General features: G+C 46.7%; 23 protein-coding genes and 1 riboswitch. Of the genes, 13 read left to right on the top strand and 10 right to left on the bottom strand.

Annotation, left to right across the window (positions count from 1 at the left end; all coding sequences use genetic code 11):
• The first annotated feature begins 4 nt into the window (after positions 1 to 4).
• Together AC3WT9_RS07575 and AC3WT9_RS07570 are read left to right on the top strand one after the other, a co-directional pair.
• A complete protein-coding gene (locus AC3WT9_RS07575; RefSeq protein ID WP_341378395.1) occupies positions 5 to 1018 on the top strand; it encodes an alpha/beta hydrolase family protein in 1014 nt (337 codons plus the stop codon).
• A 125-nt stretch (positions 1019 to 1143) separates the two neighbouring features.
• Positions 1144 to 2211 carry a GNAT family N-acetyltransferase gene (locus tag AC3WT9_RS07570; RefSeq protein WP_341378396.1) on the top strand — a complete coding sequence of 356 codons (1068 nt, stop codon included), beginning with the start codon at positions 1144 to 1146 and terminating at the stop codon, positions 2209 to 2211.
• A gap of 77 nt (positions 2212 to 2288) precedes the next feature.
• Here the strand turns inward: AC3WT9_RS07570 and AC3WT9_RS07565 are convergent, their stop codons facing one another.
• Entirely contained in the window at positions 2289 to 3533 is a 1245-nt protein-coding gene (locus AC3WT9_RS07565; protein WP_341092656.1) for an MFS transporter, read from the bottom strand.
• Between the two features lie 195 nt (positions 3534 to 3728).
• Here AC3WT9_RS07565 and AC3WT9_RS07560 point away from each other — a divergent pair, with 195 nt between their 5' ends.
• Complete coding sequence (locus tag AC3WT9_RS07560) at positions 3729 to 4712, top strand: diaminopimelate dehydrogenase (RefSeq protein WP_341092657.1); 984 nt, start codon at positions 3729 to 3731, stop codon at positions 4710 to 4712.
• 143 nt (positions 4713 to 4855) lie between these two features.
• Here the strand turns inward: AC3WT9_RS07560 and gdhA are convergent, their stop codons facing one another.
• The 3 genes from gdhA to AC3WT9_RS07545 form a co-directional block, all read right to left on the bottom strand.
• Positions 4856 to 6229 carry an NADP-specific glutamate dehydrogenase gene (gene gdhA / locus AC3WT9_RS07555; protein WP_341378397.1) on the bottom strand — a complete coding sequence of 458 codons (1374 nt, stop codon included), beginning with the start codon at positions 6227 to 6229 and terminating at the stop codon, positions 4856 to 4858.
• 581 nt (positions 6230 to 6810) lie between these two features.
• Positions 6811 to 7863 carry a suppressor of fused domain protein gene (locus AC3WT9_RS07550; protein ID WP_341378398.1) on the bottom strand — a complete coding sequence of 351 codons (1053 nt, stop codon included), beginning with the start codon at positions 7861 to 7863 and terminating at the stop codon, positions 6811 to 6813.
• A gap of 19 nt (positions 7864 to 7882) precedes the next feature.
• Positions 7883 to 8803, bottom strand: a complete 921-nt coding sequence (locus AC3WT9_RS07545; RefSeq protein WP_341378399.1) for an aminoglycoside phosphotransferase family protein — start codon at positions 8801 to 8803, stop codon at positions 7883 to 7885.
• Positions 8804 to 9152: 349 nt separating this feature from the next.
• On the opposite strand from AC3WT9_RS07545, the gene AC3WT9_RS07540 reads away from it, so the two are divergent.
• Positions 9153 to 9659, top strand: a complete 507-nt coding sequence (locus tag AC3WT9_RS07540; protein ID WP_492407527.1) for a zinc-binding dehydrogenase — start codon at positions 9153 to 9155, stop codon at positions 9657 to 9659.
• A 325-nt stretch (positions 9660 to 9984) separates the two neighbouring features.
• Positions 9985 to 10911: an AraC family transcriptional regulator N-terminal domain-containing protein gene (locus tag AC3WT9_RS07535; protein WP_341378401.1), complete on the top strand. Its 927-nt coding sequence runs from the start codon at positions 9985 to 9987 to the stop codon at positions 10909 to 10911.
• Between the two features lie 13 nt (positions 10912 to 10924).
• Here AC3WT9_RS07535 and AC3WT9_RS07530 read toward each other — a convergent pair whose 3' ends face one another.
• A complete protein-coding gene (locus AC3WT9_RS07530) occupies positions 10925 to 11302 on the bottom strand; it encodes a PilZ domain-containing protein (protein ID WP_341092667.1) in 378 nt (125 codons plus the stop codon).
• Between the two features lie 177 nt (positions 11303 to 11479).
• Positions 11480 to 11590: riboswitch (purine riboswitch) on the top strand.
• A 75-nt stretch (positions 11591 to 11665) separates the two neighbouring features.
• Here AC3WT9_RS07530 and AC3WT9_RS07525 point away from each other — a divergent pair.
• Together AC3WT9_RS07525 and AC3WT9_RS07520 are read left to right on the top strand one after the other, a co-directional pair.
• Positions 11666 to 12622 carry an EamA family transporter gene (locus AC3WT9_RS07525; protein WP_341092668.1) on the top strand — a complete coding sequence of 319 codons (957 nt, stop codon included), beginning with the start codon at positions 11666 to 11668 and terminating at the stop codon, positions 12620 to 12622.
• Between the two features lie 160 nt (positions 12623 to 12782).
• Entirely contained in the window at positions 12783 to 13337 is a 555-nt protein-coding gene (locus AC3WT9_RS07520) for a CueP family metal-binding protein (RefSeq protein ID WP_341092669.1), read from the top strand.
• Positions 13338 to 13432: 95 nt separating this feature from the next.
• On the opposite strand, the gene AC3WT9_RS07515 is transcribed toward AC3WT9_RS07520, so the two are convergent.
• Entirely contained in the window at positions 13433 to 13795 is a 363-nt protein-coding gene (locus tag AC3WT9_RS07515; protein WP_038591044.1) for a winged helix-turn-helix transcriptional regulator, read from the bottom strand.
• Between the two features lie 123 nt (positions 13796 to 13918).
• Between AC3WT9_RS07515 and AC3WT9_RS07510 the strand changes: the two genes are divergently transcribed.
• Positions 13919 to 14545: a nitroreductase family protein gene (locus AC3WT9_RS07510; RefSeq protein WP_341092674.1), complete on the top strand. Its 627-nt coding sequence runs from the start codon at positions 13919 to 13921 to the stop codon at positions 14543 to 14545.
• Positions 14546 to 14626: 81 nt separating this feature from the next.
• Positions 14627 to 14824, top strand: a complete 198-nt coding sequence (locus tag AC3WT9_RS07505) for a hypothetical protein (RefSeq protein WP_445935332.1) — start codon at positions 14627 to 14629, stop codon at positions 14822 to 14824.
• 28 nt (positions 14825 to 14852) lie between these two features.
• Here the strand turns inward: AC3WT9_RS07505 and AC3WT9_RS07500 are convergent, their stop codons facing one another.
• Entirely contained in the window at positions 14853 to 15365 is a 513-nt protein-coding gene (locus AC3WT9_RS07500; protein WP_341092677.1) for a MepB family protein, read from the bottom strand.
• A gap of 676 nt (positions 15366 to 16041) precedes the next feature.
• Here AC3WT9_RS07500 and AC3WT9_RS07495 point away from each other — a divergent pair.
• Genes AC3WT9_RS07495 through AC3WT9_RS07485 form a run of 3 tightly spaced genes read left to right on the top strand, consistent with a single transcriptional unit; the run spans position 16042 to position 19609 of the window.
• On the top strand, positions 16042 to 16653 hold the full coding sequence (locus tag AC3WT9_RS07495; protein ID WP_341092679.1) for a TetR/AcrR family transcriptional regulator: 612 nt from the start codon (positions 16042 to 16044) through the stop codon (positions 16651 to 16653).
• Complete coding sequence (locus tag AC3WT9_RS07490) at positions 16631 to 17329, top strand: ABC transporter ATP-binding protein (RefSeq protein WP_341092680.1); 699 nt, start codon at positions 16631 to 16633, stop codon at positions 17327 to 17329. Before AC3WT9_RS07495 ends, AC3WT9_RS07490 begins: the two co-directional genes overlap by 23 nt.
• Positions 17330 to 17365: 36 nt before the next feature.
• Entirely contained in the window at positions 17366 to 19609 is a 2244-nt protein-coding gene (locus AC3WT9_RS07485) for an FtsX-like permease family protein (RefSeq protein WP_492407526.1), read from the top strand.
• Positions 19610 to 19731: 122 nt separating this feature from the next.
• Here the strand turns inward: AC3WT9_RS07485 and AC3WT9_RS07480 are convergent, their stop codons facing one another.
• The 3 genes from AC3WT9_RS07480 to AC3WT9_RS07470 all read right to left on the bottom strand — a co-directional run bounded on the left by AC3WT9_RS07480 (position 19732) and on the right by AC3WT9_RS07470 (position 23561).
• Positions 19732 to 21795 carry a methyl-accepting chemotaxis protein gene (locus AC3WT9_RS07480; RefSeq protein ID WP_341378403.1) on the bottom strand — a complete coding sequence of 688 codons (2064 nt, stop codon included), beginning with the start codon at positions 21793 to 21795 and terminating at the stop codon, positions 19732 to 19734.
• A gap of 223 nt (positions 21796 to 22018) precedes the next feature.
• Positions 22019 to 22999, bottom strand: coding sequence for a BtrH N-terminal domain-containing protein (locus AC3WT9_RS07475; protein ID WP_341378404.1), 981 nt, complete (start codon positions 22997 to 22999; stop codon positions 22019 to 22021).
• Positions 22989 to 23561, bottom strand: a complete 573-nt coding sequence (locus AC3WT9_RS07470) for a helix-turn-helix transcriptional regulator (protein WP_341092688.1) — start codon at positions 23559 to 23561, stop codon at positions 22989 to 22991. The genes AC3WT9_RS07475 and AC3WT9_RS07470 overlap by 11 nt, the downstream gene beginning before the upstream one ends.
• Before the next feature lie 223 nt (positions 23562 to 23784).
• Between AC3WT9_RS07470 and AC3WT9_RS07465 the strand changes: the two genes are divergently transcribed.
• Positions 23785 to 24162, top strand: coding sequence for a BlaI/MecI/CopY family transcriptional regulator (locus AC3WT9_RS07465; protein ID WP_341092689.1), 378 nt, complete (start codon positions 23785 to 23787; stop codon positions 24160 to 24162).

Genomic DNA, 24162 nt, shown 5'->3' with positions numbered 1-24162 from the left:
TTACTTGAAGAAAGCGATGAAAATCACATTATGGATCATGGGCAGCCTGATGGCTGCCGCTGTTCTGTTTATCCTCTATCAGAATGACTACGAAATGACTGAAAAGAGCGTGCGGATTGAAACGCCGCAAGACATCTTAACGGGAACTTTGGTGCTGCCGGAGGAGTACTCCGGAAAGGTTGGGCTTGTTGTTTTTGTCCATGGAGACGGCCCGATTAATGCCGACCATGAAGAAGGGTACAGACCTCTATGGGAGGTGTTGGCAACTAACGGATATGCTTCCTTGTCTCTGAACAAGCCTGGCATCGGGGGTGCTCCGGGCAATTGGCTGGATCAGAGTATGGAGGACCGGGCGCAGGAGATTCAATCAGCAATAGAATGGGCACAAACGTTGTCTATGATCGATGCTGACAACATCGGTTTATGGGGGGCCAGTCAAGCCGGATGGGTCATACCCAAGGTAGTGAGAGAGAACCGCCATATTGCTTTCAGCATTCTTGTCTCACCGGCTGTAAACTGGATCACTCAGGGTCAATTCAATACTAAGGAGGAAATGAAGCAGGCCGGCATAAGTGCTCAGGAAATCATGCGGAAAGAAAAATACAATCAGCAAGTGCTGAACCTGCTAAAGGCCGGGGCAGCTTACAAGGAATATTTGAGCATAGCCGATCCTGAACATGTCATCACGGAAGAGAGATGGACCTTTATCAGCAAAAACGTTAAGTCTGATGCTACGGCAGAATTAACCTATTTTAATTCACCGGTACTGCTTGTTCTGGGAGGCAAGGACATCAACGTGGATGTGGAAGAAACAGAGCAAGTTTACCGGAAAGAGATTTCAGCAGGACTGCTGACAGTAGTCAAAATCCCGGAAGCCGACCACTCCATGATGAATGAGCCACTAGCGGATTCACAGCTGCTGACCGTGATAACTGCTCTTTTTGCACCCGGGAAATTGACCAATACCGAGTATTTAAACTCGATCTCCGGGTTTGTCACTCAGCAGAAAGCAGACTGATATCTTTCACCGTGGGCTGGATTTATTGGTTATAACCAAACAATCCCTTGTAAAATATGGATGGAGGTCTGAAAATGTATATTGTGTAATCATTGCAGTTGACAGCAGATCTGGAGGATTAACCTATGATTGTTTTGAACAAAGAGGAATATGGTAAGGTAAGACATCTTGTGGAAAGTCAGAACGAGTTATCCGTATTTTCGGTGCTGAACGGAGAAATGCCGGGAGAGGTAAAAGTGAATTCTGCAGAACATCCGGATGCCGTCCTTATTGAGACGAGTGAGACTATTTTGCTTGCCGGCAATGCAGGCGACACCGATTTTAATAAGGAAATTACAGGAGAGCTGGATTTTTGGAATAACGTAACCCCCGATTCGGCCGAATGGCGGGACAAGATCCCAGCCATTCACCCTAATAGATTCATTAGAGAGTATACAAGATATAAATACAGCCTCAGCAGCAGGGAGTTCATACACCCGGAGTTGTCGCTTCCTGAAGGTTATGTCATGGAGCCCGTTAACCTGAAAGACCTGAAGCAACAAAATTACGGCAATGCAGACCGGATCTTGGAGTGGGCCCAAGCCTGGGGAAGTGAAGAACGGTTTGAGGAAGGTGGCTGCGGCTGCTACATCCGTAAGGAGAATCAAATTGTCAGCTGGTCCTTAAGCGACTGCTCTGCAGGAGATGTCATCGCAGTGGGAATTCATACAGATGCGCTTTTTCGAAAGCTGGGATTGGCCAAGAAGGTTGTTGCCGGTGTCGTCCAGCTTTGTTTTGACAAAGGGTATAACAGGGTTGAATGGTTGTGCGTCTCATCCAATGCCGGCTCCCGGGCCATCGCGGAGGGACTTGGATTTAAGAAGGAGAACGAATACGCCTCCTTTTCCTCCTACCCGCCAATTGAGAACCAGAGAGACTTAAGTGAAGAGGGCTGGTATGATTGGGGGACTTATCTGGAGAGGGCGTCCAAGGAAGAGCCTAAGCTGGCTATGGATTGTCTGTATTGTTATATCAAAGCTAATGAAGTTGAAAAGACAATGACCTTCATTCGGGAACTCACTGCAAGTGGAGTGGAAATTACTCCGCAACGGTTGGCCGACGATATTTCCTGGTTTCAAAAAGAGGGATTATGTTCGGCGTTCAACAGTCCGCAGTGGGCCGAGTTTACCGCGGGAATGCTGCAGAAAAAGTAAATGTAACATACATCTGCATAGGTAAACCCAAAGAAGCCGGGCTGAACACGGCTTCTTTGGGTTGTTCTTTTACTTGATTAAGACGCCGGGCCTATAGCCTGCTTGCTGACCCGTTTGCGGTATAGATGCAGCAGAGCATAGGAGAGGACAAAGGCGGCGGTAACCAGCCACAGCGGAATCCGCGGGTCCAGCTTGTAAGCCCATCCGCCGATAATGCCCGCAGGCGAGGTGAAGAGAAGAATCAGCACGGACAGCATGGAAAAGACCTTGGCGCGTTTATCATCGTCGATGGCATTCTGGACAGCGGTCTCCAGATAAGGCGAACTGATCATTAGCCCCACTGCCGACAGGATGGTACTAAGGCCGATCCAGAGCAGGCTGGATGACGGGTAAAGCACAAGCATGACGCTTGATAAAGCGGACAATGCGAACCCCGCCATCATGGAGCGGTTCGCCCCCTGCTCCGGAATTTTAGGCATAATCAGCCAGAGTGTCAGCAGCATAATGATGGAGGACACAGCCGGAAAGAGCGACAGAATGCCGTTGTCCAGCTGCAAATAGTCTGCCAGATAAAGAGACAGATATGTCGTCTTCAATGTGGCCTGGAAGTTGAACAGAATGTACACGGCGAAGATCAGCAACAGATTGCTGTCAGCCCATAACTCGCGGAAAGCGCCGCTGTACTCGATCAGGCTCTGCTTTAGCCCAAGCTCGCGCGTCTCCTGTCTTTTTTGGATTCCGGCTGCGGTTTCGCGGGTGGTCAGATGACGGCCGACAAACTGGAACGTCATCAGGACAAAAGCGAGAACGTACATAATCCTTACACCTTGCACCATTCCGTACTGGGCGACGAGCAGACCGCCGAGCGGTGCGAACAGGCCGCCGATGACACTGATGATCTGCAGCAGTGTGAACACGTAGGTACGGTCGGCTGGCCGGGTATCTTCAACAATCAGGCAGTAGAAAGCAACATGCGGCACACGCTGAAAACCGTTGATGAAGGCAGCAGCCACAAAAAACCACAGGTTCTGCGAAAATGCCCACAACAGCGTAGCCAAGCTCCAGCTAATCAGGTCAAAATATAAAATCGCCCGCTTGCGGCCCAGCCTGTCGGTTAAATAGCCGCTGATAAAAGAAGACAAAACTTGAACGATAAGTCCAATTGTTGTGATCCAGCCGATATTCATCTCCGTAACGCCAAGCTCGTACATATATAAGGTTGCGTAGGTAGAGAACATGCTGAACGGGATCAGGAAAAAAGGCTCAAATGCGAGACAGCCCCGGCTGTTCCCCTGCAGACGGGCGAAAAACGGTCGTGCCATGATGGTTCCTCCGGATTGTTATAATTAATGGATTTAAGCTTTAATCGTATATGAATTTGCGGAAAAATAAAAGAAGGAAGTATACGTATTATCCGAGCCTATTTCTTGAAAAATGTTTACATTTCATGTGATGTATATATACTTGTAATTAAAGTTATTAAATTACCCGGAATTATCCGGCAGGGGAGGATCATCATGAGCAGCAACATTAGAATAGGTATTGTAGGATACGGCAATCTGGGAAGAGGGGTACAGCAGGCGATTCAACAAAATCCGGATATGGAGCTGGTCGCCATCTTTACACGCCGCGATCCCGGCCCGTTGGCGGAGGAAACAGGTGTCCTGACAGAACGCCTTTCCGATGCTGAAAAGTACATAGGCCGAATCGATGTAATGATTTTATGCGGAGGATCGGCGACGGATCTGCCGGATCAGACGCCGCAGCTGGTGAAGCTGTTTAATACGGTGGATAGCTTTGATACCCATGCCAAGATTCCGGATTTCTATGAAAAGGTAAACGCCGCTGCACAAGAGGGCGGAAAAGTCGGTGTGATTTCCACTGGCTGGGACCCTGGACTCTTCTCCATGAACCGCCTGTTAATGCAGGCCGTGCTGCCGGAAGGACAGGATTATACCTTCTGGGGTACCGGAGTCAGCCAGGGGCATTCCGATGCGATCCGCCGTGTGCCGGGCGTCAAGGCTGGAGTCCAGTATACTGTACCGGTGCAGGCAGTAATTGAACGTATTCGCTCCGGTGAGACGCCGCAGTTGTCCACCCGCGAAAAGCACCGCCGCGACTGCTTCGTCGTAGCGCAAGAGGGGGCAGATCAGGAAGCCGTACGGCGTACCATTACAGACATGCCTGATTATTTTGCCGACTATGATACGACGGTGACGTTTATTACAGAAGAAGAGCTTGCCGCAGAACATTCCGGCATGCCGCACGGCGGATTTGTCATCCGCAGCGCAGTCACGGGCAACGGCAGCAAACAAATTGCTGAATTCGGTCTGAAGCTCGACAGCAATCCAGAATTTACGGCCAGCGTACTTATAGCCTATGCCAGAGCCGCTTACCGGCTGAGCAATGAAGGGGCTGTTGGGGCGAAGACGGTATTCGATATTCCACTGGGCTATCTTTCTCCGAAAGCTGCGGAAGTCCTGCGCCGCGAATTGCTGTAACAGCAGCACAGACAGATCAGACGCGATGCACTTATCGACAGCTGAAAATATCATAACAAAAAGACGTGCCGGTTTGCGGCACGTCTTTTTGTTAGCTGATTTTAAGAATGTTCTTTAAGCAGTAGTCTGGCAGCCTGTCAGTCTTAGACGACTCCTTGGGCCAGCATAGTGTCGGCTACCTTCAGGAAGCCGGCGATGTTGGCACCGGCCACCAAGTTGCCGGGCACTTCGTATTCATCTGCTGCCCGGACGGCGCTGCGGTAAATGTTCTTCATAATCTGCCGCAGCCGTTCATCCACCTCTTCAAAGGCCCAGGACAGCCGCATTCCGTTCTGGCTCATTTCCAGACCTGATACGGCTACACCGCCGGCATTGGCTGCCTTGGCCGGTGCGAACAGGATTCCATGCTCCAGAAAGTAATCAATGGCCGGCAGTGTAGACGGCATGTTGGCGCCTTCGCCGACAGCCTTCACCCCACCTGCTACAAGCGTCCGCGCTGCCTCTTCATCCAGCTCGTTCTGCGTGGCACAAGGCAAGGCTATCTGGCAAGGGATAGTCCAGATGGCTGTGCTGCCTTCCGTATATACTGCATGGGGATGCTCTTTGACATATTCGCTGATCCGCAGCCGTTCTTGCTCTTTTAATCGCTTGACCGTATCGACATTGATGCCTTTCGGATCATAGATGTACCCTGCGGAATCGCTGCAGGCGACAACGAGTGCACCAAGCTGCTGTGCTTTTTCCATGGCATAAATCGAAACGTTGCCTGAACCGGAAACAACGACGGATTGCCCATGGAAGTCTAGTCCTTGCGCGGCCAGCATTTCCTGCACGAAATAAACGAGACCGTAGCCTGTAGCTTCTTTTCTCGCCAGGCTTCCGCCGTATAACAAACCTTTGCCGGTAAGCACACCTGCTTCATGGCCTCCGCGGATCCGTTTATATTGCCCGAACATATAACCGATCTCCCTCGCGCCGACACCAATATCACCGGCGGGGATATCCGTATCAGGACCGATATGGCGGTATAGCTCAGTCATGAAGCTCTGGGCGAAGGCCATGATTTCCCGGTCCGACTTACCCTTGGGATCGAAATCGGCACCGCCTTTGCCTCCCCCGATCGGCAGGCCGGTCAGAGCATTTTTGAATATCTGCTCGAAGCCCAGAAATTTGACAATTCCCGAATAGACGGATGGATGGAAACGAATGCCGCCTTTATATGGTCCGATAGCACTGTTGAACTGGATCCGGTAGCCGCGGTTGACGCGGATCTGACCGGAGTCATCGCTCCAGGGAACACGGAAGGAAATGCTGCGTTCCGGCTCAACCAGCCGTTCCAGAATGGCATGCTCCATGTAATGGGGGTGGCGGGCCAGCACGGGTACTAGGCTATCCAGAATTTCTTTGACAGCCTGATGGAACTCGCGTTCCTGAGGATCGCGGCGTTTGACCTCTTCATAGATACGCCGTACATAACTTTCGGCCGAAGCTGAGGCTTCCGGTGTAAGGGTAGACACTTGATGAACACTCCTTGTCTGTATAGTGGATATGGATAAACCCATCATTTACTAAGAATTTAAAAGAATTTTACTAAAACCTGACATCCTTTTGCCAATCAATTCTTTTTTGATGGCCTATCAATAATTTCTATGAAACTGACAAAAGGTGTTATATTTATGCATTGGACAGCATTTATTCTGCACCCGCCGCAGTATAAATATACGTGTGATCCGGCAGGGAGAAGACGATTACAGCGGGAAATGCGGGTGAAAGTGTAGTGATTATACACGGCAATCCACCTATGAAGTAGAGCCAAAGGGTCAAGTGTAATTCTATTGAAGGATGTTTGAGAGGAAAAGAACTTCCAGGAGGTTATTTGATGAATCAATGGATCACTTGCAATTCAAAATGGGGCTTATAATTTATAGAAAAGCCTACGATGACGTTCTGCTGGAGGGAACGGGAAACAACAAAGTGTGGTCATCCTGGAACAGCTGCTGCCCATGCTGGATGCCACGGGCAACAAGCTTACTCCTGAAATTGAAGCCTTTCTCAAAACAGCATTAAAGCCTATTAGCGCTTCAAATCTTTAACGGGCTTATCCGATACTTTCGACGATATTTCCTTCACTGTCTTTGATATGGGTAGGTACGATACTCACAATGAGTTCCGGCCAAGCTGGAACCGCGAAAGATCCGGCTACCGGGGTAAGCAGCAGGGCAATTGCTGCCGCCGAAGCAGGATCAAGCTTAATTGTGACTGAATCCTCCTGTTCCTGTACTTCTCTGGCCTCACCCGGCTCGAAGACGATCCGGGTCTCCGGGCCGGATAAGGTCAAGTTACGCTTTTTTAAGATTCTTCCCCGCAGCAATTTACCAACAACCTCAGCCTGCTTTGCGCCGATGGTCAATGTCTTGGACATGCCCCCGGCAGGTGAAGGATTCCAGGACAACTGATCAACATAGAGAATTCCGGTATTTGAACCCTCTGTCTCACTGCCAATCCGAACGGCTTCAGAAACCGCAGGGAGGCTCAGCAGCGAATCTCTCAGCAGATTAGTTGTGTAGAGCGGTATATGCTCAGAGATTGCCGAAAGAACGCCAAGCGTATTCCAGACCTGCATAGCCAGCAGCTCTTCTTGCGTAATGCCGATCATTTGCAGAAACTCCACCCGCCCGTTAGGAGTCTCGATCTCCGGTAGCTGGGGATCAGCAATGAAGGAGAGGGCAGTCAGAAGCGTATCTGCTCCCTGACAAATAGGTCCATTCGCGTCCATGTAATCACCAGGCCGGAAGATATTGCCGCTGCCAAACACATATCTCCCCATATTCTGAAGGAGATTCAATGCCCAGGCCGGGGGCTCATCTTCGTTGTCTGATTTGGACAGCCGGAAGGTCAATTCAAATCCATAACCGCTGTATTCAGGATCGCTGCTCTCTTTATCGTAAAGCTCTGAGAAGCCGTAGGTAACAAAATGCCAATGGGCTACAGGCTCTTTCACTTCATACACACTGATGCCATTCAGAGGATCAGGGCCTCCCAGCGTATACGGAATTATAGTTCCGTAGTGTTTGGGCTCTTGGTCTCCATAGATGTTCTGTAAAGCCGCGTCTATAGCGTCCCAACCCGAAGCGTTTTCTACTTCACTCATTTTTCTGCAAACCTCCTTGTTAATGTGGAAACAACTGTTTTTGCAACAACAGCCTTAATTCGTCTATGCTTGCTACACGATCTCTTGGGATGTCACTTCTTTCGAAATAATCCTTCAAGATGAAACCACAGAAAAGATGAATAGAAAGGCCTTTAATTAGTGCATCCAGAAACAATTCGCGGTCTTCTTCCCCGATATATACCGCCACCAGCTCTTGATCGCATAAGAACAATTCAAATATGATTGCAGGCAGCTCGTAATAGGCTGGAGCCATGATGCAGTCTGCAAAGTCGATTAGCGTAACGGAGCGATCAGTACCAATGATCAGATTATCTCTCGTGATATCACCGTGTACCAAAACCACTTCATCATAATCCAGGTTCTCAGCGCATCTTGCCAGCTCTTTGATGAGATTCGGATTCAACCCATCCATGCGGTTCATTCGGTTGTCTTGAATTCTGAGGTCAATACGGGGCAGCAAGTTTTGCGCCGGCTGATGGAGTTTAACAGAGATCTGTTTGATATGATTTACAAATTCTTTCTTCTCGGATGAAGAAGCTAATAAAAGTTCCTGAATGGAAAATGCGGCAGGTACATAATCCATAATAAGATAACGAAACAAATACTTGTCCATAAACTCACCGTGCCCGATGATCTTGGGGATGGAAATATTGTGATTCATAGCAAATTCCATTACTGCCAGTTCAGTAGCGTAGTCTTGTTGCGTATCCAAGTTAGTTTGTATAGGGGCGTAGATTTTAATGATTAGCTCATTGGCTTTGAAGACTGCGTTGGTGCCTGGAGGAAGAGTCTCTAAGGATTTTACCAAAGGTAATCCTTCTTTATCGAAGATCGCCTTGGCTAAAGGGAAAAAGGCTTCCTTCGATTGGAAAACGCTGCTCCAGGAATCCCACCCGTTCAAATTATGTTCAAATAACAATAAATTCTCCTCCGAACCTTCAGATTTTAGTTGGCATAGAAGACTTTTAAACTGGTTTGGCTATTCAAATAGAAGGATTTATATGCTTCACGCTAAATTATCCTTCTATTTCTCACTGAAACGGATTCCGTCCTTTTGTCCGACGGTGAAGCCGTTTCCGCTTGTATACTCATTAGGATACACATTTTGTATCTATTTTCCAAAGGAATATTTCACTGTTAGCGGATTATTGCCTAATTCTCCAAATCTACACTTTGATACATTATACAGATTTACAATAAATTGTGACAGAATCAGGTCTGGAGGGTAATCAATAAGGAACCTGGATTTGGTTCAGGAATATATTCTCTTGAAGAGAGGCGTGATCCGAAGCATGAAGGCAGTTGTGATTGAACAATTTGGCGGACCTGAAGTATTGGTGGGCAAAGAAATTCCCAAGCCGGTGATTGAACCCAATCAGGAACTGCTGGAATCGCTCGGTGTCGATCGTTTTATTGATTATAAAGAAGAAGATTTTTCGAAGGTCCTCTCAGACTATGACCTCGTGCTGGACACGATGGGCGGGGATATCCAGCGTAAAAGCTTTGAGATCTTAAAACCCGGTGGCAGGCTGGTCTCTCTTGTTGAGAAACCCGATAAGCAGCTGCAGGAGAAATACCAGGTCACCGGCGTTCAATTCATGATGGAGCCCAGCGGCAGTCAGCTGGAGAAGCTTGCAGAGCTAGCCGATCTAGGCAAACTGCGGGCGGTTATCGACAGTACCTTCTGGATGAACGAAGAAGGAATCAGGCAGGCGCATAAAAAAAGTGAAACGCATCATGCAGCTGGTAAAATTGTCCTCCGTGCTGAGCAATAGGGGAAAGGCTGCGGTATTGCCTAGCGGTGTATTTCGCTGTGGCAACTGCGGGCTGTGAACCTCCGCAAGTACGCCGTACAAGCCGGAGGCAGTTTAAGGCAGAGCAGCAATAGGCTGCTGCTCTGCCACAGATATACTAAGAGGGACGGACAACATTTTCCTGAGATATTCTTCTTGTTCATTTCCGTTACACTCCTCATAGGGTTACTGGTGACTCTGCTTATCATTATGCGGGGAAGCAGAGTGCTGGAGGTATAGCATTTGTCGCGGATTATTGCCTAATTCTCCAAGCTGGATTACAGTAAAGAGAGAGGAGGGGGCTAAGATGAACCAGACACAACCGGAAGAAGAACTGTCCTTAGAAGGGCAGAGGGAACTGGCTTCCTTGATTGAACGGCATACAAGAACCGATGGAAAGCACCAGAGCGCAATACCTTCGCTGCATTTATTCCGCGCTTCCTGCGGGCAGGAACCGCAGTTCGCGATCTATGAGCCGGCTCTTTGTATGATTGCCCAGGGAAGCAAAATGGTAATGCTGGCCAAGGAGAGCTACCGTTATGACTCGAGGTCGTATTTGCTGGCATCCGTACATCTCCCTGTCAAAGGTCAAATCCTGGAGGCGACGTCAATTCGGCCGTATCTGGGCCTGCAGTTAAATTTTCAACCGGATCAAATTGTCGATATGCTGCAGATGCCGCGTTCTGGCGGGGAAGCCGGGAACCATTCCAGCCGGGGGCTGGCGGTGGGTTCCCTCAGCTCCACTCTGCTGGACGCCGTCATTCGGCTGATCCGGTTGCTGGATAACCCGGAGGATATTGAAGGTCTGGCGCCATTGATGATCCGGGAGATTTTGTATCGGGTCATTCAAGGGGAACAGGGAGCGACTATCAAGTCTTTTGTTGTCAGCGGCAGCCATGCCCAGCGAATCGCAGCCGTTATAGACCGGATTAACCGTGACTACAGGCAGCGACTTCAAGTGCATGATCTGGCCAAAATGGTCAACATGAGTGTATCTTCACTCCACTATTATTTTAAAGAAGTTACTGCGATGAGTCCCCTGCAGTATCTGAAGCAGGTCCGGTTGCAGGAAGCCCGGCGGCTCCTGTTGTCAGAGACCACAGAAGCCGCTGAGGCAGCATTTCAGGTGGGATACGAAAGCCCGTCGCAATTCAGCCGGGAATATGCCCGCCTCTTCGGGCAGCCGCCCATCAGGGATGTCAATCAGTTGCGGCATAGGCTGTCAAGAAGCTGACACCGCAACTCTTCTATTTGACAATGATTTTGCTTTGCCCGGCCAGCAGCCGGAGTTCACGCGGAAGCCGGTCGCGTTCATGTTCGGGGATGTCCAGCTGGACGCCGTAATAATGATTATCTGCTTCCTCACGGCCCCAGCGCAGCGTGCCCTCCAACTGCAATGGTTCTTCATGCAGGACGAGGTTTAAGCTGACCCGGATTTGATTGCTGTCTACTCTAAGCGCAAGCGGCATCTTAAGACCACAACCTGAACGGCTGATGTCATACATGAGCGCCTGTACGGGTTTGGCGGGAGCGGGTATTCCATTTATGCTTACAATAAACAAGTTGAAGGAGACCGGCTCCTTAAAGGTGTATCGGAAAGGTTCTTTTCTGTGGTTGATCTTCATCGGTACCTCCATAATTTTCCTGGCAATATCAGCATATATCTATCATCGTCAGGAAACGTCCTGTGATGAAGAGTAACACTTCAGTTCCATAGGGGTTCCTAAGACAAAACCACAAATTTAAAGAAATTAGTGTTGACGTCTGCTCACTTGCCGTGTAACATATGAACAGTCGAAACACAGAAAACTACATACTGTTCTCGTATAACCTCGCAGCCATTTGCTACATACAGGGCGAGGGTTTCTACAGGAAGCCTATTCTTCCTAACTACGATGACAAGGATCTAATGTTATGATCCTTGTCCCCGGAGTTAGGATTTTTTGTGTGCAGCGGCCGATTCAGAAGATTCAGGAGGATTAATAAACATGAAAGATTTGAAATACCTCATATCCGTCTTAGTGGGGGCCATGAGCTATGGTATCCTATCAACAATTGTTGTGCTGGCTTACGGAAAAGGATATCAGCTCGGGGAAGTGGTCGGTACACAGTTATTGACCGGCTGCATACTCGCTTGGCTGCTGGCTATCTATACAAAAGTCAAAGAAAACCGCAAACAAAAGAGCCACGGCATTCCAGCCGCAGCAACGCAGCGTGTGTCAACAGCACTGACCTGGAAGCATAGACTGCTGCTCATGCTCGCCGGAGCTCCGACGGTGTTGACTGGTCTGCTGTATTATCAGTCGCTCCGTTATATTCCGGCATCGCTGGCGATCATCCTGTTGTTCCAGTTCACATGGATCAGTGTGCTGATTCAAGCTGTAAGCAAACGCCAGCGTCCCGATAAAATTACACTGCTGACTTTGCTGCTGCTGTTCGGAGGAACATTGCTGGCCGCGGGGATTTTGGATCAAGGTGCCGCCCATTTCAATATCTTGGGGCTCACTTTAGGCCTGCTGTCTGCGGTAAGCTATTCGATGTTCATTATATTCAGCGGCAAAGCCGTTCCTGCCGCACACCCGGCCTACCGGAGCGCCTGGATGATTACCGGCGGATTTATATTATTATGCATTTTATTCCCGCCAACCTTCATCTTCAACGGTTTGCTGTGGGGACAATTGCTGCTGTATGGTTTCCTGCTGGGTTTGTTCGGCGCCTTTATTCCGCCTGTGCTGTTTGCAATCGGTGTTCCCCATATTGGCGGCGGAATGGCAGGGATTCTTGGTGCCGCCGAGCTGCCGGTTGCAGTTCTGCTGTCCTCATTTGTACTGCATGAGCATGTAAGCTGGCTGCAGTGGACTGGCGTCATTATAGTGCTGATCGGAGTTGTGCTTCCTGAACTGTATAAGCTGCGCTGGAAAAATACACGCGTAATAACGTCATAATCTTATTGTTCCTTTGTCAAAGGCCGGTATCCACTCAGGAGGAGTTGGACAACCGGCCTTCTTTGATATTGTTACTCTTTTGCGAATATCATCTGTGCCACGCGCACAATTGTACGATCTCGGTTACAATAAAATAAACGGACAAGGAGATGAATTCAAGATGAACAAAAAAACGCTGGCGGCTGCTGGAGTAGTTGCTATCGCGCTGGGGACATACCTATTTGCGGGAAACACCGAAAAACAAAAACCTGAACATGACATAGCACCTAATATTAAACAAATGGTACATGATTTCAGTACAGGCAACACAACGGCCCAATCGGCTTCTATCACTTCCGGGCAGCTTATCGTGACTGGTGACAATTCAAAAGAAATCACCTACAATCTGCCTGAGGATGAGTTTTTTCTGTCCATCGCGCCTTACATAGATAAAACACACCCTTGCGCAATCCATAGCCTCACTGGCTGTCAGGGCGAAATGACGGATGAAGAGTTCAGTGTAGGGATTGAGGATTCAGAGGGGAACTCCGTAATGGACAAAACTACAATGAAATCACAAGACAATGGATTTATTGATCTGTGGCTGCCGCGTGACAAAACATACCATATAACGGTGGAGCATGACGGGAAAACCGCGGAATCCGCCATCTCTACTTTTGAGAACGACGACACCTGTATTGCAACCATGCAATTAAAAGACAAAGAGAGCTTGTAAGCCCCCTTGAGAAGGAAGCTGTTTAGCTCTAGTTAATGATCGGGGGCAATCCGGCACAACTGGAATGCCCCCACGATAAACCTCCTTATGTCCTGCTATTGAGGATTATTTTGGTGCGTGCAGTAAAATTGTCCGTCTCGCTCTATCTCCTTCAACACTGCATATTCATGGCCCCAGTCACACATTGTATTTAACACGGGCACAAAAGATTGGCCCAACTCCGTTAGACTATATTCTACTTTTGGTGGAACCTCCTGAAAGATCTCTCTTTTTACAAGTCCGTCTTTTTCCAGCTGACGCAATTGATCGGTTAATACTTTTTGTGTGATCCCCGGAATGTACTCATAAAACTCCTTGGTTCTGACCGGATTCCGGCTCAAAAAGAAAAGAATTAAACACTTCCACTTTCCGCCCACAATATTCATAAATATATTTATCCCTGAATTATATTGGACCAAGTCCCGTTCCTCCCCAATAGGCACTTAAAAGTGGGTAAACCACAATTTTGTGCGTTATTTTCCTGTGTAATCTTTACTACTATAATTTGAAAAGCAAGATAAATAAAGGTGGGAGTGAATAACATGAGTGTGAAAAATATTTTAGAACATCGGAATTCAGTCCGGCATTATGATCCGGATTATAAAATCAGCCCGGAACTGCTGGCTTCATTCATTGAAAGTGCAAGCAAATCACCCAATGGAAATAATGTACAGGCTGTCCGGTACCTGATTATTGATGATCCTCAAATTCAAAAATCATTATTACCTATAGCATACAATCAGCAGCAAGTGGTAGACGCCTCCGCTGTATTGGTGATGCTTGGTGATTATAAAGCGTTCCAGGACGACAACATTATTCAGATTCACGAGGAAGGGTTTCAAGCTGGTTATTTCGATGAATCTTTAAGAGACTACCTGGCAAATGCGGCCATCGGATATTATGCCAGTAAATCAGACGAGGACCTCCGGATGGAATTAACCAGAGATGTAAGTCTTGCAGCTATGTCATTGGTGTTGCTGGCGAATGAAGCCGGACTGGACACAATTACAATGTCAGGTTATGATTCCAGGCAGCTAAAGGAAACTTTGGATATTTCCGAAAGATATCTGGATGTAATGCTTATTGCTATCGGTAAAGGGATTAAAGCAGGGCATCGGACGGTGAGACATGAGGTAAATAAAGTGATTTATAGAAATAAACTAACTTAACTCACTAATTGAACGCGGTGCGGATGTAACTCTCGCCGAAAAAGACGGAGAACGTGCATACACCATTACAGCACGATTGAAATGAAGTCCGGCCGGCAAAAGCTGCTGCGCCTGTCGGCAGAAGTAGACGATTACACGGATATCCTTATCGTGTGGCATCCGGGCTCACAAAAGATCGGCTACTACGATGTAGAGCATCAGGAATATGCTCCTTTGGCTAAATTCGCGGAGTTCATGGCCGATCCGGCCCTGTATATGACCAGAATTCTGGAAGGCTAGATTGCAGCCCTACAAACTGCACATGGGATCAGCTGGAGTATAATTCTATTAATTTCTGTGTCTGTAAACAATCTTTGTTATTTACAATAGCAAAATAGGGTAATTGCCAGCTTTGTGTAGCTATAGCTTGTTTGCTGGTGGGGGTATCCCAACTAGGGTAGACTCTAATGGCCATTTTTCCATTTGCCTTAGTTGTTGTAAGGATATTATGTTTCACAAGAACATCTTTTGGGAAAACGAATTGTCCAAAGCGATTATTAGGTGCATCAAAAGTATTAATAACCAATAAGTCTGTGGCCTTTTCATATGAAAAGGCTTGGTTTTTATGATGACAATCTTTTTCCCATATTGCGACAAATTGTCCTGTTTTGGTTGGTGTTATTTTGGCAACTCTGAATCTGACCGATTTAGAATTCAGCTGGAATACACCAGCCCCATAATCAGAATTTTGGGGTTCTTCCCGGACGGATGCTATCGTTAATTGATTAGGTTCATACAAAATTTCTTTTACATAGGATAGTGCCTCAAAAAATCTATTCATTTTACAACTCCTCATTTTACTGCTTTAAAGAATCCCCCACAAATACTAATCCCAGTCCATAAAAAATGTGGACTCCAACTGTCCGTGTTCACACTCCGGGCAACTCAAATGAACAGGCACCAAGTGTTCCAAGGGTGTAAGCCTCAGGGTATCCATGCATCTTTTACAAGTATAGATCGTTACAAACTGAGATGTGTCCGAGCACATTTTCATAAATAATTCATTTCGGACAGCATTACAGGATGGGCAGACATATAAAGCCTTATAAGCGTCGAAGGTCGTGGCAGGATCTTTTTGAAAATGTTCAATCTGTTGTTTGAGCGCAAGGTCTTTTACAAATGAGGCAATGGACTCCAAGCTGAAATAATAGAAACCAATTCCAATATATATATCTTCAGTATATGTACAGTGATCACAGGTCAGTTTGTAGCCTTGTCCCATTTTACGCACCTCTTGGATTTATTTCTGTATTGGCTTATATGTGATTTTAGCACAGTTTTTGGCCAGGAGGATGGACGGATTGAGTAACTGTGAAGTTCAACACAATGTAGCGCTCATCCAGTTGTGGACAGACAAACGTATATTGACAAAAGCGACAGTGGTGTCATAAAATCAAAAAGCGACAGTCGTGTCACATTTTTGAGTGGAAGTTCTTTTAGCGATTGGAGGAATGAGGATGGCCAAAAAATCAGTGGAAAAGAGACAATTGATTCTGAGTAAAGCACTAGAGTTATTCGTTCGCAAAGGATTTCATGCTGTGACGATGAGCGATATTGTAGAGGAGTGCCAGATTAGCCGAGGTGGTTTGTACCGTTATTACAGCTCTACAGATGATATCTTCCGCGAACTGTTGCGTGCAAATGCCATACATACAGAGGAAATCTTTGAATCTATGATGGGGGCAGGCAAGCCCTATCGTGAAATCATGGAGCTGTTTTTGTCCGGGCAAAGAGCGGAGCTACGCCAGATTAATAACAGCATGATGACTGCAGCCTATGAGTTTTTCCTCTCACACAAAAGCAAATCAGACAGGGAGTTCTTACAGCAGCAGTACATACAATCAGCGGCTTTTCTCAGCAGGCTGATCCAGTACGGCAATGAACGGAAAGAGACGGAGTTAGCCTCCCCGGATATAGTTGCCAATCAGTTGCTGATATTTTTAGAGGGCCTGAGGGTGCTGGGTTTATCCGTTGATCTTACAGATGAATTTCTGGAGGAGCAGTTCAAGTGGTTTCAAAATAATCTGTTCGGAGGCCATCCCCCTTATGAAAACAATCCTTACAGTTAACGAGGTAACGAAGCAATACAGGAACAATGAACTCATTCTCAAAGAGGTTTCACTGGAAATAGAGGAAGGAAGCTTCACGGTTATCATTGGGCCAAGCGGGTCAGGAAAATCCACCTTGCTCAACATCATGTCCGGATTACAAAAGCCGAGCAGCGGAACTGTATTCTTCGGAGACAAAGACATTACACAATTCAGCGAACATGAGCTTGCTGATTTTCGCAGACAAGATATCGGTCAGATTTTCCAGCAATATTTGCTGCTCTCCCATCTCACGGCAGAAGAGAACATCAGGATTGGTGCGCCTGCATCGGGTGGAGCGTATTCTGTGCAAGAATTGGCGGAGATGCTGGATATATCTGGTGTTTTGGACCAATATCCAGGCGAATTGTCGGGAGGCCAGCAACAGCGGGTAGCCATTGCCAGAGCTTTGATCAAGAAGCCGCGTATGCTGTTTTGCGATGAGGCTACTGGGGCTCTGGATGAAACAAACAGCAGAAAGGTTATTTCTTTGCTGCATCAGATTTGTGTTAAATATGGTGTAACTGTACTTTTCATCACCCACAATTACGAAATCGCGAGAACCGCAGATCGTGTGATTACGATTAAGGATGGATCGATGATTAAAGATATACATCAGAAGAATCCTATTCCTGTGGAACAAATGAGCTGGGTATAGCGCGTGCAGACTGAAGGGGAATGGGGCGGAATTGGATTGCACTATTTAAAAAAGCAAATAGTTAGCCTGTTGAAGCAAAACCGTGCTTATGGAGCAGTGCTGCTGTTGATTATTTTGTTAACCTCTTTTATGTATTTTTTCGTGCAATTTTCAGTTGACCGGAATGTAACGAATATGGAGTACTACTTGAGAAATCAAAACCAGGAAGATGTCAGATTCCAGTTCACCGGCACAGCAGACAAGAACAGGGTATTGAAGGGGTTAGAGAATAAACTGATTACCGAGGAACGCAGCATTAAGAAAGTGAAGGGGGAGAACAAGACTTATTTTCTGCTTAGTGAACCTCAGCGGCTGAATATGCCTTATATCGTGAAGGGCAGGCTGCCGGAGCAAGCAGATGAAATTGCGGTCTTGCCGCAATTTCTGCAACAGAATAACCTGCAAGTTGGCGATTCATGGAGAATCGGAGAAGTAAGCTTTACGATTACTGGTTCAATGTATTTGCCGGATTACTTATCGTTTATACCCTTTGGTGAGGTTCAGCAAAATTATTCCGATGCTACGTTCGTTCTTGTCTTACCGGAAGTCTATGACAGACTAGAGGGGCAGGAGAGTCAATATTATGCCGGAGCCTTGCGAGAGGGCGTTGATCACCTATCAAAGGAAAGCCTGCTGGCAGAACCAGCTTTTTCTTATTTAGCATCGGCCGCTGAGATAGACAGCGATACAGAACTGCAAAAGGCGCTGGAATCAAATAATGGACTGGCGCAGTCTTTTTTGATTGTGCTCGGTTTAATATCTTTTTTCATCTTTTATATGTTTTTTAAACGATTCATGTCGCTGCACAAGCAAGATTTGGGCTGTTTAAAAGCACTTGGCTTTACCGGGAGGCAAATAACTTTTGTCCTGATAAGGTTTACCTTCGGAATTGCAGGCATAGGTTGCCTCTTGGGGATGGGGTTAGGATATCTTGGATCCAACGTGCTCATGGGCATGCTGGAAAGCACTTATTCCTTCCCGTTTTTTGAACGGGGGATTCATTTCGGGTCAGCCGTTAAAGGCATCTTATTTCCAGTCGGGGGAGCAGTTCTTATAACGTGTTATGCAGCGGTTCCGTTTTTGAAGCAAGAAACCCATGCTTTGTTAAACATTTCAGCGCAGCCGCGGCCGGTCAAGGGTGTCTTGCGGGCTGCCAACCGGGTAGTTAATCTATTGCCGGAGAAGTGGCGGTTGCCGTTCCGTGTTGCACTGCGAAAATGGAATGCCTTAATCCTTAGTGCTTGTGCGATTCTGCTGACTACCTTGTTGTTCTTGCTAAGTTATTCCTTATATCAATCCAGCGGTACAGCCTTGAATGCCCAAATGGCTGGCATTGATTATACCTATGACATTACCTATCCGGAATTTCAGAATGATGATGCGAATGCCAGATCCTCCCGGATGTATTATCTCCAGCAACAAGTGCAACTAAAGCAAAAGAAAGGCAGTATCATCTCAGCGCAAATGCTGGGACTCGATAGCGGGGGGACGCTGTTCACGCTGCTCGATGCCAATAATAACGGCCTCAGGATGGATAACCTGAAAGGAGTCATTGTCAGCCGCTCATTCAGCTGGTTATATGGCATCAAGAAGGGGGATACTCTCAACCTTATACTGGATCGGCAAAATGTGGAGGTTGTCGTTCAGTCGATCAGTCAAAACGGGGATACGGATACGATATATACTTCCAAAGATAACCTCGCTGGTTGGATGAAGGTGGAGCGTTCACTGCATTCGGGGGAGTTAAGTGATGAAATGAATTCTTCCGCCAACGTTAAAGTGGTAACTGCTGCGGATAAAAGAGCTGCGCTGGAAAGCAGCGCTGTTTCAAGTCGTTCAAGTGCTGTCATTAATCAAATGATTGGCGTTGTAATTGGCGTTTTACTGATATACCTGATTCTCCTGCTTAATTTTCAGGACAGTACCCGGGATATGAAAATACTCCGGCTGCTTGGTTACAAATCAGCCGAAATCAGCCGTTTGCTGATTGACGTGTACAGACCGCTGCTGGTATTGCTCTATGTTATTACTCTTCCGTTTGCGGTGTTTATTACAGAACGGATTTTACGGATTCTATCTCTTCAGACTGGTGATTATATACCGTTTAACCTGAATATATGGATGCTGATTCTTCCGCTGGCGCTTATTATGCTGCAATATATGCTGGTTATGCCGATATTCAAGGGTAAGCTGCGCAGAGGAAATAGAGACAACAACAGTATTGAAACGAATACCTGTTGAAATTTTGGTGCTGCGGATCAAAAAGATAAATTAACACAAACAGCGCGCGCCGATGGAATATCGGTGCGCGCTGCCTGCTTAGCATGATTCTGTTATTGAGTTAACAGGGGATAACTTGAGCACTATTCGACCTGGAACTGGTTCAACTCATCCTGAAGTTTTTTGGACAAATGACTGAGTTGCTGGGATAGTTCAGCGACCTGTTCAATGCTGTCCAGTTGTTCCTGCGTGCTTGCACTAACCTCTTCCGTTGAAGCGGAATTCTCTTCTGTAGTGGAAGAGATGATTTCCAGTGCCTGGAGAATTTCATCTTTATGTTTATGGACCTTGGAAGTGTTGCTGCTGATCTGAATCATGCGTAATTTCAAGGCCTCCAAATCCTTGTTAATGCTAAAGAATACCTGCTTCGTAGCCTCCACGGATTTTGCATTTTCTTCAGCAATTTCAAGACCCTGTGCTGTGTATTTAACGGATGCAACAGTTTTTTCCTCGATTTCATGTACCTTTCTGCCAATCTCCTGTGTGGCCTGTGCGGTCTGCTCCGCCAGCTTGCGAACCTCTCCGGCAACAACGGCAAACCCGCGGCCCTGTTCTCCCGCACGGGCGGCTTCAATGGAAGCATTGAGCGCCAGCAGATTGGTTTGTGTGGCAATTTGATGTACTGTATCCACAATGCTTGAAATTTCATGGCGGCTTAGATCAATATCATGAATAGCTGACGATATCGACTGGGTGGAGTTGTGATTTTCTTCCGCCCACTTGGATAACTGATCCAATACACCCAACCCCAGCTCGCTTTGGTCAGCAGAAGCTTGCACCATCGTTTCTATGGCTATGGCATCACTGGCGATTTCGTCAATTTGGCCCGACAGAGATCCGGTTTTTTGCAATATAGTATCTGTTTCGATCGACTGATAGTTGGTCGCATTGGCAATCTCATTAATGGCCGTCGCTGTATCGTTCATGGTTATAGCCGTTCTGGAAGAAATGGATTGCAGATCCTTGGAAGACTGGTTCAATACCTCAGCGGAGGTGCCGACCATCTGGAGCATACCTTGAATTTTCTGGACCATATTGAAGATTCCGTTTGAAATTTGTCCGATTTCGTTGTTGGAATGGGCATCAAACTGAACTGTCAAATCCCCGTTTTCCACCCGCTTGATTTTAGTGAGCAGTATGGGGATTGATCTGAGCAGGTAACGGAGCGTGAGATAAGAAAATAGAACGAGCAGGATCGCAGCTGCAGTAAACCCGCCAAGCGTAACCCAGGTGAACTTTTTTAATTCTGAGAGCACTTCACGCTCCGTAATGGTCAAACCTACGGACCATCCGGTATCTTTACTGATAGCATAGCCAATGTACCGGCTTTCTCCGTTGTCATCAATCAGTTGTACCCCGGATTCGCCAGCTATCATTTTCTTTCCGATTCCTCCAAGATCGCCCGGGAACTCATTAATCTTTTCCTTGGATACCTTAGTCTGGTCAGGGTGATACAGGATATCACCTGTTTTGGAGACCAGAATGGAATAACCTGTGCTGCCAAGCTTGTAGCTTTCCATTATGGCAGGGATGTCTTTAAAGGCTATATCAACCGCTGCAAAACCGATTAATGCATTGTTATCATCCTTAATCGGATAAAAGATACCCATCAGCGTATCGCCCGAAGTGATGTCAATATAAGGATCGGAATAGTACAGTCCGTCTGCTGCGGCTACCGGTTTGTAATATGGCCGTTCCTTAATATTAAAGGCTGCATCGGATGCCTTGCCGTCATTCAAAAGGTAAAAACCTTTGCCGTCAATACTTGCAATCCAAGCATCTGCAAAAGAGGGTTCTGCTTTTACAATGGCTGCCAGAGTCTTCACTACTTCATTGGCATGCGGGGAAGTTATAGCCATTTCCGGAGATTCAGTGGTTTCAATGTATTGTTTAAATATATCATTCGTTGCCATTTGTTTAACTTGTGAGCCCTTTTCCTTAAATAGAGCATCGAATTGACTTACGAGTGCCTGTGTCTTGGTCTGCAGCATAGATTCTTGTTGTTTCACAAGTATGCTTCGAGTGCTGGAAAACATAAATGTTCCCAAGATCGAGAAGACGACAACAATAATAACTAAAAGTACAATGGACAAAGTATTTGCTATGCTTGGTGAACCGAATCGCCATTTCTTTATTTGCTGCAACATATTACCATCTCCCCCGAATCTTTTCTGAGCTAAAAGCTCATAAGAATATGTCGGAAGATTGTAACCCTTTTAATATAGCTTTTATCTAAATGAACGAAATTTAATTTTAAAAAATAAGGATTTGGGAACTTAAATTCGTTAAGTGCGATATATGCTGTCCTTATTCTGGATGGGTTTCCAGACAGGTGGAAGGAGATGGGCTGACTGTGGTTCAACCATGAATTTATATGGTCAACAAAAGCTCCATGGCGGAGCGTTCTCTCTGGGCAATATCGCTTAAAAGCTCGGATCCCCGTCTTAGCTCCTGCTGATTTCCGGTTCTTCCCGCATTGTCAATTGACGCTGATACATTATTCCACAAGAGGGCGATTTCCGTAAACAGCAGATAAGCCTTTTCTATTTTTGAATTACTGAGCAAGTCCACACATTCTTTGAGGAAATCTCTGTATAGGTTGCGAAATAAGGCACCGCCGGTTCCGGCCTTTTCCATTAACATAGCAGTCAAACATAAATCTTTCTCCAAGTCCTTACTGCGAGCAGGCCATTTCAGAATTTCATTGCTCATTTTTTGGATGCCTTTATTGCCCATATTGCGGATCGGCGGATTCAAATAGTCGTGCGCATTATTAAGAATAGAGGATCGTATTGCAGGCAGAAGCGGTGGAAGGTCACCTGTCAGTTCAAGCGTAAAGGAACGGTTCCTGGAACTCATGGATCCCTTTGCGTTCCTTGCCATGGCCAAACTGGATAACCGTGTGGCTACGAGCCCGCCTTGTTGGCCTGTGTCTGACATATAGGCGTATTCGTCATCCATACCGTAGATCACGGCATAGTGGGCGGCAAAGTGTATTTTATTCGTAAAGTAATCTAAATAATATGAATCTAATTTAAGGCCTACGGGAACACCTTGCTCTATGCAGCTTTGCACATTCTGCCATGCTTTTGTGACAGAGGAAGTTTCCTTCACCTTCATGTTTAACTGGAGCCGGGATGCCAGGCATGCAGACAGTTCATCAGGCTTCGCTCTGCCTCCAATAAAAGGAAAGTCCATTCCCTTCGAATCCCAATATATAAATCCTAATCCTTGTCCAATTCCGAATAACATCGGCTCCGATAATTGAACGCCTGCATGTTGAAGCAGATTACCCATAGCTGTGGTCTCGCAGTGTTCTCCCTGATAAGGAGCAAAGTTTTCAATCCTCATGATTTTGACCCTCCAATTCCCCTATTAGTTCGTTGATCAGATTGGCGACAAAAATTTTTTCATTCTCGATGAGACTCATCGGGTGAAGAAAAAGAGCCCTGACGTGCAACGGCAACCGGTAGCCGCCTTGTGATTCATATTTTTGCGCGATGTTCCTCAATGACTCCTCCAGAAAAATCTGCCGTGTCTGCAATGCTTCTACAGCTTCATTTATACCGATAAAAGGGAGAGCCGCCAGCCCGAGATCGAAACGGTTATCCCGTTCCCGTGAGGTAGTTAGGCTAAGGATGATTTCATTTCTCAAAGTGTGCATACCGTCTTCCAGCATGACAAAAGTGGACGGGAGAGGACCTTTACCAGACTTGTGGCCGGATTGTTCGGATCGGATCAGGCCTTTGTCTTTCAATTTCTGCAAACCATTGTAAATAGAAGTAGTGCCTATGTTCGCCCATTCCCGGTAACCCCGCTGCTCGATCAGCTTATTAATCTGGTAACCTGACGCTTGCTTGGATTCCGCAATAATTTGCAATAAGATGAATTCCACGTTGGAGAGACTATACATTTTCTTCCTCCTTATATTACATGAGTGTAATATAACACTAGTGGATTATAACGTCAATAGAGTTAATTTGGGGAACGGCCCAGTTTCGCCGGAAAACTCTGAACATGCATGAAACCTCGCAGATAAGAGCTGCTTCTGGTTGACATAAATGAGATATACTTGTATATTATTGGAATTGGATTACAATTGTAGTCATGGAAACGGGTAGAAGGGCGGAAAGAATATGTCTACGGAAACTCCAAGAATCTCGGATGCCGAGTGGGAAGTAATGAAGGTGCTGTGGGCAGAGGCCCCTCGCACTGCAGGTGAAATTATTGAAGTGCTGGAAGGCAGCCGGGACTGGAACCCGAAGACGGTACGGACACTGATTAAGCGTCTGACCGAGAAGCGGGCCGTCGGGTACAACCAGACAGGAAGGGTGTATTCATATTACCCGCTTGTACGGGAAGAGGAATGCGTTCAATCGGAGACCCAATCGTTTCTGAAACGGATCTACGGCGGAACTCTGCGTCCGATGTTGGTCAACTTTTTGCAGGATGAGAAGTTGTCCCGGGAAGATATTGATGAATTGAAGAGAATTTTGGATGAACGAAAGGACTGA

The sequence above is a fragment of the Paenibacillus sp. EB106-06-01-XG199 genome (assembly GCF_058791575.1).
Note: the sequence above shows the minus strand (reverse complement) of the source record. Positions and strands in the feature narration are given on the sequence as shown.

Bases quoted from the DNA above. Each gene is read 5' to 3' on its own strand.
- AC3WT9_RS07475 (WP_341378404.1), bottom strand. From the start codon at position 22,999: ATGAGGATTGAAAACTTTGCTCCTTATCAGGGAGAACACTGCGAGACC.
- AC3WT9_RS07500 (WP_341092677.1), bottom strand. From the start codon at position 15,365: ATGAATAGATTTTTTGAGGCACTATCCTATGTAAAAGAAATTTTGTAT.
- AC3WT9_RS07465 (WP_341092689.1), top strand. From the start codon at position 23,785: ATGTCTACGGAAACTCCAAGAATCTCGGATGCCGAGTGGGAAGTAATG.
- AC3WT9_RS07565 (WP_341092656.1), bottom strand. From the start codon at position 3,533: ATGGCACGACCGTTTTTCGCCCGTCTGCAGGGGAACAGCCGGGGCTGT.
- AC3WT9_RS07495 (WP_341092679.1), top strand. From the start codon at position 16,042: ATGGCCAAAAAATCAGTGGAAAAGAGACAATTGATTCTGAGTAAAGCA.
- AC3WT9_RS07560 (WP_341092657.1), top strand. From the start codon at position 3,729: ATGAGCAGCAACATTAGAATAGGTATTGTAGGATACGGCAATCTGGGA.
- AC3WT9_RS07530 (WP_341092667.1), bottom strand. From the start codon at position 11,302: ATGAAGATCAACCACAGAAAAGAACCTTTCCGATACACCTTTAAGGAG.
- AC3WT9_RS07480 (WP_341378403.1), bottom strand. From the start codon at position 21,795: ATGTTGCAGCAAATAAAGAAATGGCGATTCGGTTCACCAAGCATAGCA.
- AC3WT9_RS07510 (WP_341092674.1), top strand. From the start codon at position 13,919: ATGAGTGTGAAAAATATTTTAGAACATCGGAATTCAGTCCGGCATTAT.
- AC3WT9_RS07550 (WP_341378398.1), bottom strand. From the start codon at position 7,863: ATGAGTGAAGTAGAAAACGCTTCGGGTTGGGACGCTATAGACGCGGCT.
- AC3WT9_RS07535 (WP_341378401.1), top strand. From the start codon at position 9,985: ATGAACCAGACACAACCGGAAGAAGAACTGTCCTTAGAAGGGCAGAGG.
- AC3WT9_RS07505 (WP_445935332.1), top strand. From the start codon at position 14,627: ATGAAGTCCGGCCGGCAAAAGCTGCTGCGCCTGTCGGCAGAAGTAGAC.
- AC3WT9_RS07570 (WP_341378396.1), top strand. From the start codon at position 1,144: ATGATTGTTTTGAACAAAGAGGAATATGGTAAGGTAAGACATCTTGTG.
- AC3WT9_RS07470 (WP_341092688.1), bottom strand. From the start codon at position 23,561: ATGTATAGTCTCTCCAACGTGGAATTCATCTTATTGCAAATTATTGCG.
- AC3WT9_RS07525 (WP_341092668.1), top strand. From the start codon at position 11,666: ATGAAAGATTTGAAATACCTCATATCCGTCTTAGTGGGGGCCATGAGC.
- AC3WT9_RS07490 (WP_341092680.1), top strand. From the start codon at position 16,631: ATGAAAACAATCCTTACAGTTAACGAGGTAACGAAGCAATACAGGAAC.
- AC3WT9_RS07520 (WP_341092669.1), top strand. From the start codon at position 12,783: ATGAACAAAAAAACGCTGGCGGCTGCTGGAGTAGTTGCTATCGCGCTG.